Here is a 19,654-nt window from a genome sequence, read left to right on the forward strand (position 1 = left end):
TTTTTTAAGAATTTGCCAATTTTTGTTCCCATTTCCAGGCAGACAACATGGCATCGTCTAAGGTCAACTCCGATTTCCACCCCAAAACATCGTTTGCCTTATGGGTATCTGCATAAGCAGCCGTAACATCTCCTTCTCTTCTTGGGGCTATCTTATAATTCAATTTTTCACCAGAAACTTTTTCAAAAGATTGAACAACCTCCAAAACAGAACTTCCGGTTCCAGTACCTAAATTAAAGACTTCGTAATTACCTTCATTTTTGGATTCCATCAATCTTTCCAAAGCTACTACGTGAGCTTTGGCCAAATCAACCACATGAATATAATCTCGTACACAAGTCCCATCTTTAGTTGGATAATCATCACCAAAAACAGAAAGCTGTTCTCTAATTCCAATAGCCGTTTGCGTTATAAAAGGCACTAGATTTTGTGGCACTCCTATAGGCAGCTCCCCAATTTCAACCGTCTCATGTGCCCCAATCGGATTAAAATATCTCAAAGCAATGGCTTTCAAATGCTCATTGATTTTACAAACATCCTTAATGATTTCTTCACCAATTTGTTTGGTGTTCCCATATGGTGATTCCGCCGGCTTGACGGGAGCATTTTCATGAATGGGCAATTCATCTGCCTGACCATAAACCGTGCATGACGAACTGAATATAAAATTGGCACTCTCTAATTTTTGCAGTTCCTGCAACACATATACTAGTGTATTGATATTATTCTCATAATATAATAACGGATTTTGGACACTTTCACCTACTGCTTTACTTGCAGCAAAATGGATAATCCCTTGTAAGTCGGAGTGGCGGTTAAAAAAATCCTGGACTTTCTCCTTCTCTCTTAAATCCAACTTTTCAAAAACAGGTTTAATGCCTGTAATCGCTGTGATTCCATCCAAAACGTTGATGGAAGAGTTAGACAAATTATCAATAATTACAACCTCAAAGCCTCGATTTTGAAGTTCTACAACAGTATGGGAGCCAATAAATCCTAAGCCACCCGTCACCAGTACTTTAGCCATTAATATATGCTTTTACTTTTTCGGTTATAAATTCTATTTGTTCGTCGTCTAATTCAGTGTGCATTGGTAAGGAGATTACTTGCTCTACCAAAGCATTAGTCACTTCAAAATCGGCTTCATTATATCTATCATCTAAATAGGCCTTTTGCTTATGTAAAGGAATTGGATAATAAACTCCACAAGGAATACCATTTTCATTTAAATATTTTGCTAAACCATCTCTATCAACACCTGTCAATTTTAAAGTATACTGATGAAACACATGGCAATCACAATTATTACAATTACCAGAACAAGCGTTGCTTTTTCTCACTGGCGTTTGTACTTGTGAAACATTTTTAAATGCTTCATCATATTTAGCTGCTGCCTCTTGTCTCGCCTTGTTATAAGCATCTAGTTTGGGAAGTTTGGCATCCAAAACTGCAGCTTGGATAGAATCCAATCTAGAATTAACCCCTACTACATCATGGTGATATCTCACGTACATCCCATGATTAACTATACCTCTTATGATATGCGCCAAATCATCATCATTAGTAAAGATGGCACCACCGTCTCCATAACAACCTAAATTCTTGGAAGGAAAAAAGGAAGTAGAGGAAACATTACCAATAGTACCGGTTTTGGCCTTGGTTCCATCTTTATAGGTGTAATTCCCTCCAATACCTTGCGCATTATCTTCGATAACATAAAGATTATGTTCTTTGGCAAGTGCCATAATTTCTTCCATAGGCGCAGCTTGCCCAAACAAATGCACAGGAACAATGGCTTTGGTTTTAGGTGTAATTGCTTTTCTAATAGCCTCTACATCAATATTAAAAGTATCAGGATCTACATCTACCAATACTGGAGTTAATTGCAAAAGCGCTATAACCTCAACAGTAGCTGCAAACGTAAAATCGGCTGTAATTACTTCATCACCTGGCTTTAAGCCAAGTCCCATCATGGCAATCTGTAATGCATCTGTACCATTGGCACAAGGAATGACATGTTTGACGCCCAAATAAGATTCTAAATTCTTCTGAAATTCATGAACCTTGGGTCCATTTATAAAAGAAGTCGTATCAATGACTTCTTGTATGGAGGCATTAACCACCTCTTTGATATCGGCATATTGACCTTTAAGGTCAACCATTTGTATTTGTTTCATATGATACAAAGTTACAAAAATAGCTTGCCTACCCCAATGGATTTATTCTAAACAATGTATTTTAGCATAAAAGTTTTTTTATCTTGAAAGTGATCTATAATCTTGGTATTCGTTGGGCTTCATTTCTTTTAAAATTAGCTTCCCGATTCAATCATAAACTGCAATTGGGAGTTCAAGGTCGAGCAGAAACTTTTAAAATTTTAAAAGACAAATTGAAACCAGAAGATCAAACATTATGGTTTCACTGCGCTTCCTTGGGTGAATATGAACAGGGCCTTCCCGTTTTTCAGGAAATAAAAAAAACTTATCCCAACCATAAAGCCGTACTTACCTTTTTTTCGCCATCGGGTTATGAAATCAGGAAAAACTCACCTATTGCTGACGTGGTCGTTTATTTACCTTGGGACACTCCTTTGAATGCCAAAAAATTTATCGATCTAGTAAATCCAGACTTAACCCTCTTTGTTAAGTATGATATCTGGCCAAACTACCTAAAAGAATTAAAAACACGAGGCAAAAGAGCCATTCTAATTTCTGCCTTATTCAGGCCAAACCAGGCATACTTCAAATGGTATGGAAACGTTATAAAAGAGGCATTATTTGCTTTTGAGCACATTTTTACCCAAGATGCCAATTCCAAAGATCTATTAAATAAAATAGGCTATGAGCAGGCCACTATTTCTGGAGATACTCGCTTTGACCGAGTGAGTCAGCAACTAAACATTGACAATCATCTACCCTATATTGAAACATTCAAAAACAATAGGTTATGCGTGGTAGCAGGCAGTACTTGGCCAGAAGGTGAAGCTTTCTTGGCGGAATTTATCAACAGTTATTCCAATGAGTATGTTTCCTATATCATTGCTCCCCACAATATCAAATCTGAGCAAATTCAGAAATTAAAAGCAAGCATCCATAAGCCTACCATGCTGTTTTCGGAGATGGAGGAATCCTCCCTTTCTAACCAACAAGTATTTATTGTAGACACAATTGGAATCCTTTCTAAGATTTACAGTGTTGGGGACATTGCTTATGTTGGAGGAGCCGTGGGAACCACAGGGCTTCACAACACTTTAGAACCAGCTGTATTTGGAATTCCAATTATTATAGGTTCTCATTATGATAAATTTCCAGAAGCCCATGATATGGTTGATTTAGGAGGTATGTTCAGCATTAAAACACAAGAAGAATTTTCGAATCAGCTTAAAAATTTAATCGAAAATGAGTCACTTCGGAATAATTCAGGAGCCATTAATAAGCGCTATATTGAAAAAAACAAAGGTGCCGTAATCCAAATCATGGACTATATACGTAAGTATTAACAACATGGATATTTTACGAATCAAAAAAAATAATTAAAATCATTTGTAATATTCATTAATTAAATGTTAATTTCGTGATGACCAATTTGTTTATTAACTAACACCAATGAAATTATTAATAGCAACTCCTAAATCATATTTTAAAATATGAAGCCTTACCTCAACTTCATGTAAGGAGCAAAAGCAAAAATAAATCAACGATGTTTAGAACTCTTTAAATAAATTGTTCACAAAATTGTAGCTGGCATTCTTTAAACATGTTTAAACCTGGTTTAAAACAGAGACAAAGACTATGAAACTGCAAAAAATTAATGATCCTAAAAAACAATATTTAACATAAAATTACTGAGAGGTAATTCTATATATTAATTTTATTAAACACTAAAAACTTTACACTAATGAAAAGACTATTTTTAAGCGTAGCTCTATTACTAACTTTAGGATTTACAATCTCTTCTTGTAGAGATACCAAAAATGAAGAAAGCGTAGAAGAATCAATGGAAAACACAGGTGATGCTATTGAAGAAGCAGCAGAAGACACTGGTGATGCTATTGAGGGAGCAGCTCAAGACGCTGAAGAAGCAACTGAAGGTGCTTTGGAAGAAGTTGGAGAGGCAATCGATACCGCTGTTGAAGAAACCAAAGAAGCTGGAGAAGCTGTTGGTGATGCTGTTGAAGAAGCTACAGACGGTCACTAAGAAAGATTTACTTTTGATAGATAGAAAAAAGTCTTACCAAACGGTAAGACTTTTTCTTTAATTATTAGAACATATTAATTAAGTTTCTTTGTGGAATTTCGCTCAATAATATGAGTATGGATAACTTCGTGAACAGGATCACTCACCAATTTTCCTTCTAATCTATCAATTAACAATTCGACTGCTTTCTTACCAATATTTTCAGCATGCTGGCTAACAACCGTTAGTGAAGGTATAGAATGTTCAGACATTAATCCATTAGTAAATCCAATAACAGCTATGTCATTTGGAACATCAAACCCATTTAATCGAGCCACATTTATGGTCAAAATAGCGGAGTATTCATCTGCACATACCACTCCATCTATCTTTTGCTCCTTCAAGGTTCTAGTTAAGTCCTTTTCGATTTGATTGTAATGATCTACATCAATTATTAAAGGTTTTAAATTTCTATCTTTCAAAGCCTTTAAATACCCTTCACAACGCAGTTGCCCCACACTAATATTACTAATTGGATTGACAAAGGCAATATGTTTGGAACCATGATCTGCTAAAAAAGCAGTTGCTTCATAAGAACATTCAAAGTCATCTATAGTTACCGTGTCACAAAATACATCTTTTGTCACCCTATCAAACATAACCATGGGTACATTGTACTTTGAAACTTTATCGAGATGCGCGTAACTTTTTAAACGTTGTGTTTCTTCAGCCAAAGACAATATAATACCGTCAACACTTCCATTGATAAAAGTATCTATACTCTCACTTTCCTTTTTCTGCTTTTCATTACTGAGACAGATAATTAGTTTGTAGCCTCTTTTGGTGGCCTCAATCTCAATCCCATAAAGTACTTTACTGAAAAATTCCAACAAAATAGCCGGAATCACAACCCCAATCGTTTTGGTGGATTTTGACTTTAAGCTTCTAGCAATGTTATTGGGTATGTAGTTGCAGGACTCTGCAATTTCTTTAATGCGAACTCTTGTTTTCAGCCCAATTTCAGGACTGTCATTCAATGCTTTAGACACTGTTGAAACAGATACCCCAGCTAAATTCGCTAAATCTTTTAATGTCGTCTTGGATGGCATAATCTATATTCTAAGATAGATATTTTTTACTTTTTATGCAATAAAATTGTTAATACCCTAATGAAAATATTTCCAACTGCGAATATTTTACCTTTTAATTGAATTACCAAATTTATAGGCTTAATGTTTTGTAAATTTTCCAACAACCTTAAAGGAGCTAAAATCTGCAATTCCTAATAAGACCTAAAATCAAAAAAGGTTCTGACAATTCAGAACCTTTTTTAAAAAATCAAGGCAACAAGCATCACCTGAAACTTAACATCAAACCTCAGTTCAACGAAGCTGTTGTGCCAAGTTAAATTCTGACTCTAATACTGTATTTGAGCTACCCCCTACAAATACTTTAAAGTCACCAGGCTCCACTAAAAATTCACCCTGATTATTATAAAATCCCAATTCCTTATCGGTCAAAATAAAGTTTAGGGCTTTAGACTCTCCAGCTTTTAGACTGACCAACTCAAATCCCTTTAACTCCTTAACTGGTCGCGTAATACTCGCAAAAACATCTTGTATGTATACCTGAACCACTTCTTTTCCATCCAAATCTCCAATATTCTTCAATTCGAATGAAACCAATACTTGACTAGGATCAACCTCCACTTTTAAATCTTGATATTCAAATTGGGTATAACTTAAGCCATGTCCAAATGGAAATAAAGGATCGTTATCCATATCTGTATAATGAGACCAAAAAACCTCTCCTGGAGCGGGCTCATTAGGTCTACCTGTACTTTTATGATTATAGTAAATAGGCACTTGACCAACGGCCTTCGGAAAAGTCATCGGTAATTTTCCGCTAGGGTTATAATCTCCATATAACACTTGGGCTATGGCATGTCCACTTTGCATTCCTAACTGCCAAACCTCTAAAATGGAAGGAATATGTTCGGCGGCCCATGGAATAGCTACTGGTCTCCCATTGTGCAGTACTAAAACTACGTTGGGATTCGCCTTATAAACTTCTTCTAGCAATTGCTGCTGTAATTTTGGCAACCCAATATCTACTTGACTTCTACCTTCTCCTGTTTGCATACCATGCTCACCCAAAGCAACAAGCACAATATCTGCTTTTTTGGCAGCGTTCACTGCCTCTATCATACCTGAAGTTTTTGTTTGATTTATTTGCAATTGTTTTGGAAAAGATATCTCGCCATCCACAAAGGCTGGTCCTTTAACATAGGTAATAGTGTTTCCCTGATATTGTTGCAATCCTTCAAGTAATGAAACCGCCGTACCATTCTCGGCCCCAGTTCGCCAATTCCCCAAAGGACTTGTTTTATCACTAGCCAATGCACCAATTACTACAATGTTTTGTCCCGATCTTTTAAGTGGAAGCAGGCTCTTTTCATTTTTTAAAAGCACAATAGACTTCTTAGCCATATCCAAAACGGCATCCTGAATTTCTTGACTTCCCACAACTTCATTTTCGACTGATGGATCACTGTACTGATAAGGATTTTCAAAAAGTCCTAATTCAAATTTCACTCTGAGAATTCTCCTCACGGCATCATTTATTAAGTCTTCACTCACCTTACCTTCTTCTACCAATTCTGCCAAGTAATTAAGATAATGGTAGGATTCCATATCCATATCTGACCCAGCGATTACAGCTCTTTCAGCTGCATATTTTCCGTTTTCAGCTTGTCCATGGGAAATCATTTCATTGATAGACCCCCAATCAGAAACCATAAAACCATTGAAATCCCATTTTCCTTTCAAAATATCTCTTTGCAACCAAGCATTTCCCGTAGCTGGCACACCATTTATTTCATTGAATGAATTCATAAAGGTTCTGACTCCTGCTTCTTTTGCAGCCAAGAATGGTGGAAAAACAATATTGTACAAGGTAGAGGTACCTACATCGACTGTATTGTAATCTCTTCCCGATTCAGCAAAACCATAAGCAGCGAAATGTTTGGCGCATGCAGCAATCGTAAAAGGAGAAGTCAAATCATCCCCTTGAAAACCTGTCACTCTTGCTTTCGCAATGGCACTTCCCAAAAAAGGATCTTCACCGGCCCCTTCCATAACTCTTCCCCATCTGGCATCTCTTGTAATATCAACCATTGGAGCAAAAGTCCAATTGATTCCACTTACAGCGGCTTCTTTAGCAGCCACCTCCGCAGATCTTTTTATAGCTTCCATATCCCAACTGGCCGACTCTGCCAATGGAATAGGACTAACAGTTTTAAACCCATGAACCACGTCAAATCCAATAAGCAATGGAATCCCCAATCGAGTCTCCTCCACTGCTATTTTCTGAACCTCAAGAACTTCTTTGGCCCCAGTAACGTTGAGCATGGAGCCAACTAATCCCTTTCTTAAATCCTCATATTTTTTGGCCTCCGACCCACCTTCAGGTTTAGGTCCAGTGACATCCCAAAAACCGCTATACTGATTCATTTGACCGATTTTCTCCTCCAAAGTCATCAAAGAAAGTAACGAATCTACCTTTCCTTCAATTTCCGAATCAAGTACCGTAGTTCCTGATTTCATTGAAACAGATCCTATTTCTTGACCCTGAGAAAAGTTAGTACAAGAACATAGCGTTCCTAGGAGACAAATTGCCCCTAAATAAATTGATAATCTTTTCATGATAAATTATTGATATACCCTTACATAGTCTACTTCCATAGTTCCCTCCATGAATTCGGGATCTATTGTACCTCCCAGATTGCCTCCAATTGCTACATTCATAATGATAAATTGGTCTAAGTCAAACGGCCAGGTCTGGTCATTTTTATTTGCTGGTTGATAGGTATAATGTACGTTTCCATCCACTGAAAACACCATTTTTTCGGGAGTCCATTCCAACTCATAAACATGAAATTGGCTGGTCACATCCCCTATCGTTTGTCCACCAAGATTAGTGGTGTTACCAAAACTTGATGGTGTATGTATCGCACTTTGAACAAAACCTTCATTATTTCCTACATGCTCCATAATATCGGTTTCACCGCAGGCAGGCCAACTTACTTCATCAATATTGGCCCCTAGCAACCATAATGCAGGCCAAGTACCTCCTCCAGAAGGTAATTTGGCTCTGATTTCAAGTTTGCCATAAGTGAACTCATACTTATCTTTTGTTAACATTCTTGCTGAAGTAAATTCTGAGCCCAAATAGTTCTCACGTTTTGCAGTGATTTTTAACATCCCATTTTCTACTATCGCATTCTCTGGACGGTTGGTATAATACTGAGATTCATTGTTACCCCATCCATTTTGACCTGTTCCAATATTGTACCCCCATTTACTGGAATCTGGAGCCCCATCCACATCAAACTCATCTGACCAAACCAACTCATAAGTATCATCAACATATAGTGTAATGGTTTGCGATGTATTCACACTATGATCTGTGGCAGAGTAAGCATACACATATACTGTATATTCATTGGTTCCAGGAGAGGTATAGGTAAATTCCATGGTGCCATCCAAACTTTCCATCTCGGTTCCATTTCCGAATCGGAAGCCATATTTTACAGCATCATCTGCATAGGCAACACATTGTATCGTCCCTGAACCATCCCCGTTAGGATTTTCTGAATCAGACCCCACCTTACTTATTTGAACCGTTAATCCAGAGGGGAAAATGGGCTCCTCTGTTGGATTTCCATTATTAGAATTATCAGAAGGATCATCTCCACTAGAGCAAGATATACTCCAAACCGTCATTAAACTAATTAGAATATGTGCTATCAATTTGTTACTATTTTTCATTGTTCAATTACATACTTTTTAAAGGGGCAAATGAAATCACTTACCCCCTAACTTATTTAATCTGCGATAAAAATCACAAACCATCCATTACCATCTGAACCAACTGTTTTCATTGTCATTTCATTATCAGATCGAGATAATATTTGATAACTGTGATCACCGCCTACATAGAATCCATGATATCCTAAATTTGAAAAACTTAAAGTTTCCTGTCCTCCTGGAGCACTAAGCGTCCAATTTCCAGAATAGTTTTCCAACGGATAATTTTCATACTCATTATCACCATTGGGCGTTTGCCCTCCAACACCAAAATCAGCATCCAAAGCTCCGGCCTGTCCATAACCAGTACCGTTTGTGATATGGGTAAAAGTACCATCCACATTAAATTCCCAAGTATCATCATAAGCCCCTTTACCGTCTTTATCGTAAGGCGCTGCTGCCCACCAAATAGGACTTGTCTCGTCAGCTGGACCAACACCAAAATGGCCAGCAGTCTCCGCCTTGATTCGCCAAGTTCTAGTACCATCAGCAGTCAACATTGTGATAAGATCTGCTGGTGGATTGTACAATGCCAATACCTCTACATCTATCGTTGCGCTTGATGTCACACCTGCTGTACCTATGGCTAAAACCGTAACCGTATAGGTATGAACTCCTGTTACTCCAAAACTGTAGGACTTTGTCCCATTTGGAGTCATAGATTCCGAGCCGTTGTAAATATACTTGTAGGTGATCGCATTATCTGCCGAGGCATTGAAATGCACTTCACCACTTCCATCTCCATAAGGATTATCGGCATCTTGCCCTACAATCTCAGCTGAGATTGTTAAATTAGAAGGGTTTACTATCTCTCCAAATTCATACTCATCTTTTTCACAACCACTAATAACAATGAGCACAGATAAGAGACATACTTTATAGATATATTTTAAATACTTCATCTTTTCCTTTTTTAAATTTTAATAAGCTTATAAGTCCAGAACACTCCAGATCCTGATTCAATGGATACTGTAATTGTATTATTGTCAATCCATGTGGTCTCATAAGTAATACTATTAGGTACGGGAACACCAGGTAATTCTCCTTCATTATTCACCTTAGGCAATCCTAGATAAGCTCCAGAACCACTTAAAGTCAAGCTTCCTGATGCTTCATCAAAACTGAAACTTGCTGAACCAGATCCATCATGCGGCGCAACAGGAGCTCCACATTGATCAGACTCAACACCTTGCCAAGCTTCTAACCATGTTTCATCTCCTAAAACGTTACTGAAAGATCCATCTGACATAAATACATAAGAATCGTCATAGTAACATGCTCTATCAGAGACAGATTGCTCATCGATAGACCACCACTCACCACTACCAGGAGAAGGACCTACCATCAAGGATCCAGCCTCGGGTGCCAACTGCCATGTTCCAACAATTGGCGATATGTATCTTACCAATTTATAGGTCCAGAAAACTCCGGCACCGGCTTCAACACTTACAATCATGGTATTGTTATTATCCATTAAGGTAACGTTGTATGTGATAGAACTCGGAACAGCGACATTGGGTAACTCCCCTTCATTGTTTGCCTTAGGTAATCCAATATAAGCCCCGGTGCCATTCACTGTTAAAGTACCAGCGCCCTCATCATAAATAAATGTGGCATTTGCTGATCCGTCATGAGGCGCAACAGGCACGCCGCATTGTTCTGCTGCTACACCTTGCCAAGTTTCAAGCCAAGTTTCGCCTTGAAGTTCATTTTGGAAACTACCATCCATATTAAACACATAATAATCATCAAAATAACAAGCTCTATCAGCTACCACCTGGGCATCACTGGTCCACCACTCACCACTACCTGGGCTTGGTCCTACCATAAGTGCACCGGCCTCTGGCGCTAATTGCCATACACCCTCTAATCCTGAAGCAGCAGCTGGTGCTTTCCAGAAATATAAATTATCAATAAAGACCGTTCCAGCTGCCCATGGTTCACCAACAAACTTAAATTGGTGCAAATCTGCCATGGATAAACCTTGATCGGTAAATGCTGAAAGGGGAATATCAAAACTATTCCATTCTCCAGCGGTTAAATCTTGAGTTACCTGTTGCTCACCCGTCGCCAAACTGATTGGGAACACTTGGATTTGATCCACATCTGCCGTCCATACATCTAGGTGCAGATATTCCATGGCTGAAGCATCAACAGTTTCCCCAAATTGAACACCCTGATAACTTAAGTTGATATACTGAAGCATCTCATCGCCATTCAAATTGAACATAGCATAACTACTTCCCTGACCAGATTGCCCCCAGTCTGGATTATAATCCGTTCCAGGCACATCGTTATAAGCGCCGGCAAAAATTGAAATATAATCTGACTCGTACCTTGCAGGTTGGGTAGGAGCAGGATTTATTGGCTGAAGGATTTCAGTCACTTCAAACTCTTCGGTATAAGTTGTAGTCTCAATAGCTGCACCCATAGCTACCACCGTTATGGTATAAATACCTGGCTCTTGGTAGGTATAAGAAACCGTCTCTCCAATGTCTCCAGATACAGGATCATCATTTCCTGCCTCTCCAAAGTACACATCATAAGTAATAGCATACTCTGCTGTAGCAGTTACATTAACTTGTTTTGAAACTGCTTGGTCATTTTCTATGGTTACTTCTAAATTTTGTGGTGCTGTAAAGGAAACCACCAATTGCTGACTAGCTTCTGTAGTTAACCCGGTGATTCCTTTAGCAATGACACTCACGTTATAAGTTCCTTCTTCGTAAATATGTTCTGCAAACTCGCCATTGGGAAGCTCCTCATTTTCTGAAGCATCTCCAAAAACTACATCAAAAGAAACCGCTCCTTCCGCCGTCGGAATAATAGTTACCATTCCACTATTGTCTTGGGTAACATCAAATGTAATCTCCACATTTGAAGGTGCTTTTGCAGTTTGGACAAAATCGGCATTGTCATCGTCTTCAGCACAAGTGAGTGCCAAAGTAGCTATCAAAAACAGTTGGAATATATATTTTAATTGTTTCATTATCATTTGTTTTAGTATTGAGGGTTTTGGTTTAATCCAGATATATCCACTTCTAACTGAGGAACTGGGAATAATTCATGTTTGCCAGTCACAAATCCATCAATAACTGAAGCCGCTTGACCAGTTCTTACCAAATCAAAGAATCTATGACCTTCCATGGAAAGTTCTAAATTTCTCTCATTCCAAATAGCTTGAACTAAGGCTTGTCCTGAAGTGCTGATATTATGGTCACTGTTACCAAAAGCACGTTGGCGTACTTGGTTCAAGTAATTTCTTGCCAAATCCTCATTGATTCCACCACGAGCATTAGCTTCAGCAGCCATTAGTAATACATCGGCATATCTAATAGCTCTGTAATTATTCAAATAATTTAATTCAGTCTGAGCTCCACTTTCTCCGGCTCTTGGGATATATTTTCTATTATAATATCCTGTATGTTCATAACCTTCAGCATAACTTGCACCAGTTTCAGCTGCCCATGCCTCAATATCCAAGATGGAAGCATCTCGACGGGAATCGGCTTCATCAAAAGAATTATAAAGATTAGGAGTTGGCAAATTAAAGCTCCACCCTGTTGCAAATTCAGGACCTGAATAAGCTCTTGGTCCATTATGGATAATTCCAAAATTACCCTCACCACAGGTTGGGCAACCCCAATCCCACCATTCAGATTCATTAGAATATTGAATTTCAAATACAGATTCTGGACCATTCTCACCAGACTTCAAGAATTGACTGCCATAATCGGGCACCAAACTGTAAAGACCAATTACATTTTGTAACATGGACGCAGCTTCAGAAAATTTATCTTGATATAAGTAAACTTTTCCTAGTAAAGCTTGAGCCGCAGACTTGGTTACGCGTCCTGCTTGGTTTTGAGATGCAGGCAACACGTCAATAGCATTTAGCAAATCGGCTTCAATCTGAGCATAAACTTCCTCTTTTGAAGCTCTTTGAAGCGTTCCAGTATCAGAGGCATCTAAACGTCTGTCTGTGATCAATGGAACGCCACCAAAGAATTTGACTAATTCAAAATAATAATATGATCTTAAAAAATAGGCTTCTCCATAAAGTGCTGCTTTGCCATCAAAATCAATTTTGTTTTTGTTTTCTTCCATATAATTAACCCTATTCACGCCTTCAAAACACCATCTCCAGATAGAGGTTAAATTATCATTTTGAGGGTAGTGGGTCATATCGTCAATTTGTTGCAACCCTATAACGTCTGTGGCGCTTTCGCCCCCACAAAAAGAATTGTCAGACGCAATATCTCCTATCAAGGTATTTAAGTACAACCATTGTAATGGATCATAACTTCCTATAAGTGCTGCCTGATAATTGGCTTCGGATTGGAAGTAAGAATCTGCATCAATCTGATACACTTCTGAAGCTTCAAGGTCTACATAATCTGAACAGGCCTGAAAAGTCAGCAGCATACCGCAAATCATTAAAGTGTGTTTAAAATATTTCATAGATCTCATTTTTTTTAAAATTTAACATTGATACCCATCATCCAAATTCTTGGAATTGGATATGCACCTCTATCAATACCAGTATCTACAAAACTTCCAGCTGTAACCTCTGGGTCATAACCAGAATACTTGGTAAAAGTGAAGGCATTTTTAACTTGAGCATAAATTCTAACATTGTTTAAACCTGTTGCATCATAAAGTGATTTTGGCAGGGTATAGCCCAATTGTATGTTCTTGAACCTGAAATAACTTCCGTCCTCAATATATCTATCTGAAGCTCGGGTATTGTTATTGTTGTCCACAAAAGTGACTCTAGGTTCTGAGTTACTAGTTCCTGGACCTGTCCATCTATCTAAAGTTCTGGCTGAACGGTTGGTGAACGCCGAATTTCTCTCATAAGCTCTGTAAATATCATTACCAACTGAAGCAAATGTGGAAACATTGAAATCAAAACTCTTGTAGTTGATACTTAAGTTCCATCCCAAGGTGAAATCTGGAAATGGATTCCCAATTTCGGTTCTGTCCAAATCATCTATAACACCGTCTCCATTAACATCTACAAATCTGATATCTCCTGGTTGCGCTCCGTTTTGGGTAGCGTGACCATCAATCTCTGATTGACTTTGGAAAATACCATCGGTTTTGTACCCATAGAAATACCATGGAGAGTAACCTTCTTCAAAGCGATTGATAACGGTAAAAGGAATTCCGTATCCAGCACCATCTTGTCTTTTACTATCATTATTTACCTCAGTTACCTCGGTATTAACCGTAGTTACATTTAAACTTGTATTGATAGAAAAATCCTCAGAAACCGATTTATTATAAGTTAATGATAAATCAAAACCGTTTGTTTTTGAAGTACCAATATTTGTAGGAGGTGAAGTTACTGTTCCTGCTGAAGGAGGTAATACTGGAGCGAACAATAAATCCTCAGTTGTTTTTTGATAATAGTCTCCTGTAAAAGATAAGGAATTATCAAGCAATCTGATGTCTAGACCAGCATTCATTTGAATTTGACTTTCCCATGACACCGTTTCATCTGGTATGGTTCCAAGTGTAGAACCCGCAATTATATTGCCATCGAAAGTATATTTAGGAAAGGTTGAAATACTTGAAAATTGGTTAGAGATATTGTCATTACCAACATTACCATAACTTCCTCTTAGTTTTAGAAAATCAATGCCATTAACATCAAAGAATTCTTCATTAGAAAGCACCCAACCTAAAGAACCTGAAGGGAAGAAACCATATTTATTATCTGTTCCAAAAACAGTTGAACCATCTACTCTTCCCGTGAATGACAATAAATATCTGTCTTTATAGTCGTAATTAACTCTTCCAAAATAGGAAATGTTCCTTTTCACATCAGACCAAGATCCCGTTTGTTGAGATGCTAAATCTCCAGTTGCTGATGCTATATCTGCATACTCCCAAGAGTTAAAGGGAATATCTTGTGCTGATCCACTTAAGCCTTCTCCCTTATATCTTTGAAGGGACATCCCCGCTACAGTCTGGAAGTTATGAGCTTCATTTATACTGAAATCGTAGTTACCAAATAGTTCATAGGTATAAGTAAAATAAGTTGTTTTAGACTCATTTACCCTGTTATGAGTAGAAGTCTCTTCTCCTGTTTCAGGATCGACTGTCACTATTGGTGAAAGATCTGGATTGGCGTTTGTAGCGGTATGACCTACACCATAAAATACTAATGGAGAGAAACTTTTATTGTACACATCTACATAAGTATAACTGAATCTTGAAGAAATTCTCAAATCCTCAATAGGCTCATATTGAAGCTCCAGCTTACCAAACCATTTGTTGGTATTGTTATTATTATAGGTGTTATCAATTAATGCTAAAGGATTAACGATTTCCTGAGTAATGTTATCACTAATACTATAATTACCATTTTCATCATAAACTGGTAACGTAGGATCAAAGTTCAAGGCATTGGAAAGCACACTTGTAATACTATTTTCTGCCAAGGCTTTACCTTTAATATTAGCATAATTATTGTTGACCAACACTTTAAACTTATCAGATAGGTCAATGTTTAATCTTTCAGCCAAGGTAATTCTATCGAAATAAGACTTATCACCACCACCAACGACACCATCTTGCCCAAGATATCCTCCAGATATAAAATAGGTCATATTATCTGAACCACCTGCTGCACTCACATTATGACTTTGAATTGGTGCATCCTTAAGCACCTCATCCTGCCAATTAGTTCCAACTCCTAAATTGCCTATGTTATCAAAAACAAGACCTTGTCCGGCATTGGAACTAGCTTCATTTAAAATAGCGGCATATTCACTGGCATTAAGAACATCAATAGTGCGAGTAACCTCTTGAATTCCATAACTTGAATCAAAATTAAAAGTAGTTTTCCCACTCTTGTTTCCTGATTTGGTTGTCACTAAAATAACCCCGTTACCACCTTTAACTCCATAAATTGCAGCTGTGGCTGCGTCTTTCAAAACGTTCATGGATTCAACATCTGATGGATTTAAGGCATTCAAATCAGCTATAGATTGTTGAATACCATCGATCACTACTAATGGACTACTTCCAGCATTGGAAACAATTCCACGAATCGCAATAGCAGGAGCCGCACCAGGAGAACCTGTTGAAACAATATTAACCCCTGTAGCTTGACTTTGTAGGGCCTCTTCAACCCTTACAGGTTTAAGCTGCTCCAAAGCTTCACTCTTAACTGTTGAAATGGAACCAGAAACATTAGTTACCTTTTGTTGTCCATATCCAACAATAACAACCTCATCCAATGATTGGCTATCAGGCATAAGCTGAACAGTTATTGGATTTGAATTAACGACCTGGACTTCTTTAGTGACAAAACCTACATAAGAAAATACCAGAGTAGAACTTAGCGGTACACCTTCCAATGAAAAATTTCCATCAAAATCTGTAGCCACCCCTTTTGTGGTGTTTTTAATAATGACATTAACACCAGGTAAAGGCATATCGGAATCTGCATCCAATACTGTACCTGTGATGTTGACTTCCTGTGCGACAGACAACATCGACATTAATAAGAATAATGTAAATGTTAAAATTTTTGAATTCATAATTAGTCTGAACTTTTATTAGTTGTTTAAAATTAGAACAATACATTGCGAATTATTCAAAAACATACACAACAAAAAACATACAATGTATATTTTAGTGTTTTTTTTAAGAATATAACAATACAAACCCTTTAAAACTGCGGTTTGAGAAAAGTTAAAAAAATTAACCTAAAACGTTTTAGTTGGCTTAAAATATGTTAATGTAGTGGTAATGTATGGGTGTTTTTTAAAACTGTTAAGGTCTTAAATTTCAAGAATGTAATTTGTTAAGCTAGCATCATGCGGTAAATCCATCTTTTTTCGCAAACGATAGCGTTTAACTTCCACGCTTTTAGGAGAAATATTCAATAATGGGGCAATCTCTTTTGAAGACAAATTCAGCCTTAAATAGGCACATAATTTCAAATCATTGGGGGTCAAAGCAGGATGTTTGGCTTTCATTTTCCTTAAAAAGTCCTTATCAGCATTGTTAAAGGCTTCTTCAAAGAAGGTCCAGTCATCTGTGTTATTCAAATTGCGATCAATGATTCGAATGACGGATTTCACATTCTTATCCTCCTTAGATTTTTTGAGTTCATTTTTAATAGTGTGTAAGAATTCATTTTTCTTAATCAAACTCATTGTTGAAATAGCCAACTCACGATTCTTGTTATCAACATCCTGCTCCAGTTTTTCATTTTTAAGCTTCATGAACTGTTGCTTACTAGCCATCTCCTTCATTTCCATCTCACGTTCAGTTTCCAAAAGAAGTTTTGCTTGTTGATTCTTATAGTATCTATTATAGATAAAATGAGTAAGTAACGCCAACATAATAAAGCCTATAACATATAATATAATGGCAATTGTGGACAAATACCAAGGACGATTAATTACAAAGGAATATTCTGAAGTATTTGTAGTCAAACTATCTCCCACTCTTCCCCGTACCTTAAATGCATAGGTTCCAAATGGTAAATTTTCAAACAATTCTGATGGTGAATTTGACCAAGCGCTCCACTCATTATTAAAGCCCTCTAAACGATATTGATACTCAGGCTCTTGAAATTTATCAAACTCAGGGATACTGAAGGTGAATTCAAAATTATTGGACTTAGTTTCAAATTCTGCATTATCATGAGAACCAATCAATTTTGGTGATTCATTTAACTTGTAATTTTTGATAGTATTGATAGTAATTTCATATTCCTTTTCTACAATGTTGTTAAGATCAATAATCGTATAACCTGTAGATGAACCAAACAAATACTTTGAATCTCCAAGACTTGAAATACTTTCATATCCGGTCATTCCCTTTCGTAACTCACTAGGAAATGAAATATGGTAAACCTCCAAATCATTAGTTAGTTTACCTTTAGCGACAAAGCTTAAATTCTTCTTTGAGAACCCCCATAACATTTGATCATCAGTAACCACCAACTTACCCGAAGTGTATTTATTATTAGGAAATAGTTGACTTAAAACGCTATCTCTTCTAAAAACATTTGATTGTTTTTCATATGAAAAAACACCCTGCCTGTATGCATATAGTATTTTATCTTGGTATTTAACAATGCTAGAATTTAATCCCTTATTGATTGAATCCTTTTCAACTTGAAGTGCTTTTGTATAATCGTTATCCACTTCAATTCTATACACTCCTTTGTATTCATGACTTACAAATACAGTATGTTCATCCAAAAGTTCAAAATACTTCGAAGAATTTTGAAATCCCTCTATCCTATTTCTGAATCTCCATTCACCCCCACGGTTTTCCAAAACATTCAATCCATTATAATTCCCTTGCAGCAATAAATTTGTTTTTGGAATAGGCTTGATATCCCAAGTTCCATCAATCGAGGAAATTTCTGTAACCTGACTACCACTGACTATAAAAGTCCCGAGATTGTGTCCGCAAAACAGTTGGCTGTTTATTTCCTTTAAACACCAAACCTGTCCTTTGGTACCCTCAATAAATTTAAAGGATTCTTTGGAAAGAAAGGGCTTATAAAATAAGCCTTGATTTGTTCCTATATAGAGGTTTCCTTGGTAGATAATTGAGGCATAAACTGTACCCAGTGTGCCTTTATCATCTGTGTAAATCCTATAAGGAGAGGTGATATTTACAGAATTAATACCGTTATCCAGACCCAACCAAATATTATTCTCTTGATCTTCAAATAAGGCCAAAACCGTATTATTACTCAATCCCTTTGCTTGATTTATTTCGTAATTAGCCTCACCATCTGTAGTTAGATGAATTAGGCCCTTTGAAATAGTCCCCAGAGCAAAACTTCCATCATGAAGCTTAATACTACAATACACCCCTACTTTTGACAACAATTCATTTGCAGGAATTTGCCACTTTTCAATTACTGAACCTTCTAAGACATAAAAACCACTTTCCATGGTTTGCACAAGTAAATTACCTCCTTTGTTGTAAACATTAATAATATTAGCATCCCTTAAGATCAAATGATTGGAAACCAAAACCGCTATACCATTATCAATCTGAAAAAGCCCCTCGCCTATGCTTTGAAAATAGACCTTACCGTCTACCTCGTACATTTTGGTGATACCAATTTTAGAATCAATGATATTAAAAGTTTCATCCTTTAAACTATAAATATAGATACGGTTTAGGGATTGAAATAGGACATACTCATCTATGGAAAAAATCTTCCAGAATTGCTCATCATCAATTAACGCCTTGTTAAGTTGGGCCGATAATGAATCATATTTCAACCTTCCCACGTCATTTCTACGCCACACCCCGAATTCCATGTAACAGCCTGTAAAAATCATATCATCCAAGGAATAAACCGATCTTATAATGGTTTCATTGGGTGAGGGATAAAGATTCCATTGAGCTCCATTGAATTCCAGCAACCCTTTATTATTTCCTACATATATATACTGATTATTGGATTGGGAAATGGACCAATTTTGATTTTCTGCCCCATAATCCTTTGGGGTATATACTTCAATAGGCGGCAATTCTTGGCATACACCCTGAACCATCATAGTTAAAATGACGACTAGAGTTGTGAAGTATATTCGATTAAGAAAAAGTGATTTCAT

Annotated in this window: 12 protein-coding genes; 2 read left to right on the forward strand and 10 right to left on the reverse strand. The window is 37.1% G+C overall.

From position 1 onward, the window contains the following. Positions 1-4: 4 nt before the first annotated feature. Both galE and LOK78_RS07670 read right to left on the reverse strand, forming a co-directional pair. On the reverse strand, positions 5-1,027 hold the full coding sequence (galE, locus tag LOK78_RS07665) for a UDP-glucose 4-epimerase GalE (protein WP_166962189.1): 1,023 nt from the start codon (positions 1,025-1,027) through the stop codon (positions 5-7). After that, entirely contained in the window at positions 1,020-2,177 is a 1,158-nt protein-coding gene (locus LOK78_RS07670; protein ID WP_232395740.1) for a DegT/DnrJ/EryC1/StrS family aminotransferase, read from the reverse strand. The genes galE and LOK78_RS07670 overlap by 8 nt, the downstream gene beginning before the upstream one ends. Before the next feature lie 89 nt (positions 2,178-2,266). Between LOK78_RS07670 and LOK78_RS07675 the strand changes: the two genes are divergently transcribed. Both LOK78_RS07675 and LOK78_RS07680 read left to right on the forward strand, forming a co-directional pair. Next, positions 2,267-3,499 (forward strand): 3-deoxy-D-manno-octulosonic acid transferase, encoded by a 1,233-nt coding sequence (locus tag LOK78_RS07675; protein ID WP_336246332.1) that lies wholly within the window; start codon positions 2,267-2,269, stop codon positions 3,497-3,499. Positions 3,500-3,897: 398 nt separating this feature from the next. Then, positions 3,898-4,197 carry a hypothetical protein gene (locus LOK78_RS07680; RefSeq protein WP_232395738.1) on the forward strand — a complete coding sequence of 100 codons (300 nt, stop codon included), beginning with the start codon at positions 3,898-3,900 and terminating at the stop codon, positions 4,195-4,197. Positions 4,198-4,271: 74 nt separating this feature from the next. Here the strand turns inward: LOK78_RS07680 and LOK78_RS07685 are convergent, their stop codons facing one another. From LOK78_RS07685 to LOK78_RS07720, 8 genes are all read right to left on the reverse strand, one after another. Continuing rightward, on the reverse strand, positions 4,272-5,285 hold the full coding sequence (locus LOK78_RS07685) for a LacI family DNA-binding transcriptional regulator (protein ID WP_166962178.1): 1,014 nt from the start codon (positions 5,283-5,285) through the stop codon (positions 4,272-4,274). 273 nt (positions 5,286-5,558) lie between these two features. Then, entirely contained in the window at positions 5,559-7,880 is a 2,322-nt protein-coding gene (gene bglX / locus LOK78_RS07690) for a beta-glucosidase BglX (RefSeq protein WP_370465559.1), read from the reverse strand. Between the two features lie 6 nt (positions 7,881-7,886). Next, positions 7,887-9,005: a family 16 glycosylhydrolase gene (locus tag LOK78_RS07695; protein ID WP_232634511.1), complete on the reverse strand. Its 1,119-nt coding sequence runs from the start codon at positions 9,003-9,005 to the stop codon at positions 7,887-7,889. Positions 9,006-9,061: 56 nt separating this feature from the next. After that, positions 9,062-9,946 (reverse strand): glucan endo-1,3-beta-D-glucosidase, encoded by an 885-nt coding sequence (locus LOK78_RS07700; protein WP_232395735.1) that lies wholly within the window; start codon positions 9,944-9,946, stop codon positions 9,062-9,064. 11 nt (positions 9,947-9,957) lie between these two features. After that, entirely contained in the window at positions 9,958-12,033 is a 2,076-nt protein-coding gene (locus LOK78_RS07705; protein ID WP_232634512.1) for a PKD domain-containing protein, read from the reverse strand. Between the two features lie 11 nt (positions 12,034-12,044). Continuing rightward, a complete protein-coding gene (locus LOK78_RS07710) occupies positions 12,045-13,505 on the reverse strand; it encodes a RagB/SusD family nutrient uptake outer membrane protein (RefSeq protein ID WP_053969868.1) in 1,461 nt (486 codons plus the stop codon). A gap of 14 nt (positions 13,506-13,519) precedes the next feature. After that, the gene (locus LOK78_RS07715; RefSeq protein WP_232634513.1) at positions 13,520-16,597 is read right to left on the reverse strand and encodes a SusC/RagA family TonB-linked outer membrane protein; all 3,078 of its coding nucleotides are present in this window, start codon (positions 16,595-16,597) and stop codon (positions 13,520-13,522) included. 243 nt (positions 16,598-16,840) lie between these two features. After that, complete coding sequence (locus LOK78_RS07720; protein WP_232634514.1) at positions 16,841-19,654, reverse strand: helix-turn-helix and ligand-binding sensor domain-containing protein; 2,814 nt, start codon at positions 19,652-19,654, stop codon at positions 16,841-16,843.

It is taken from the genome of Mangrovimonas futianensis, assembly GCF_021245805.1.
Classification (GTDB): domain Bacteria; phylum Bacteroidota; class Bacteroidia; order Flavobacteriales; family Flavobacteriaceae; genus Mangrovimonas; species Mangrovimonas futianensis.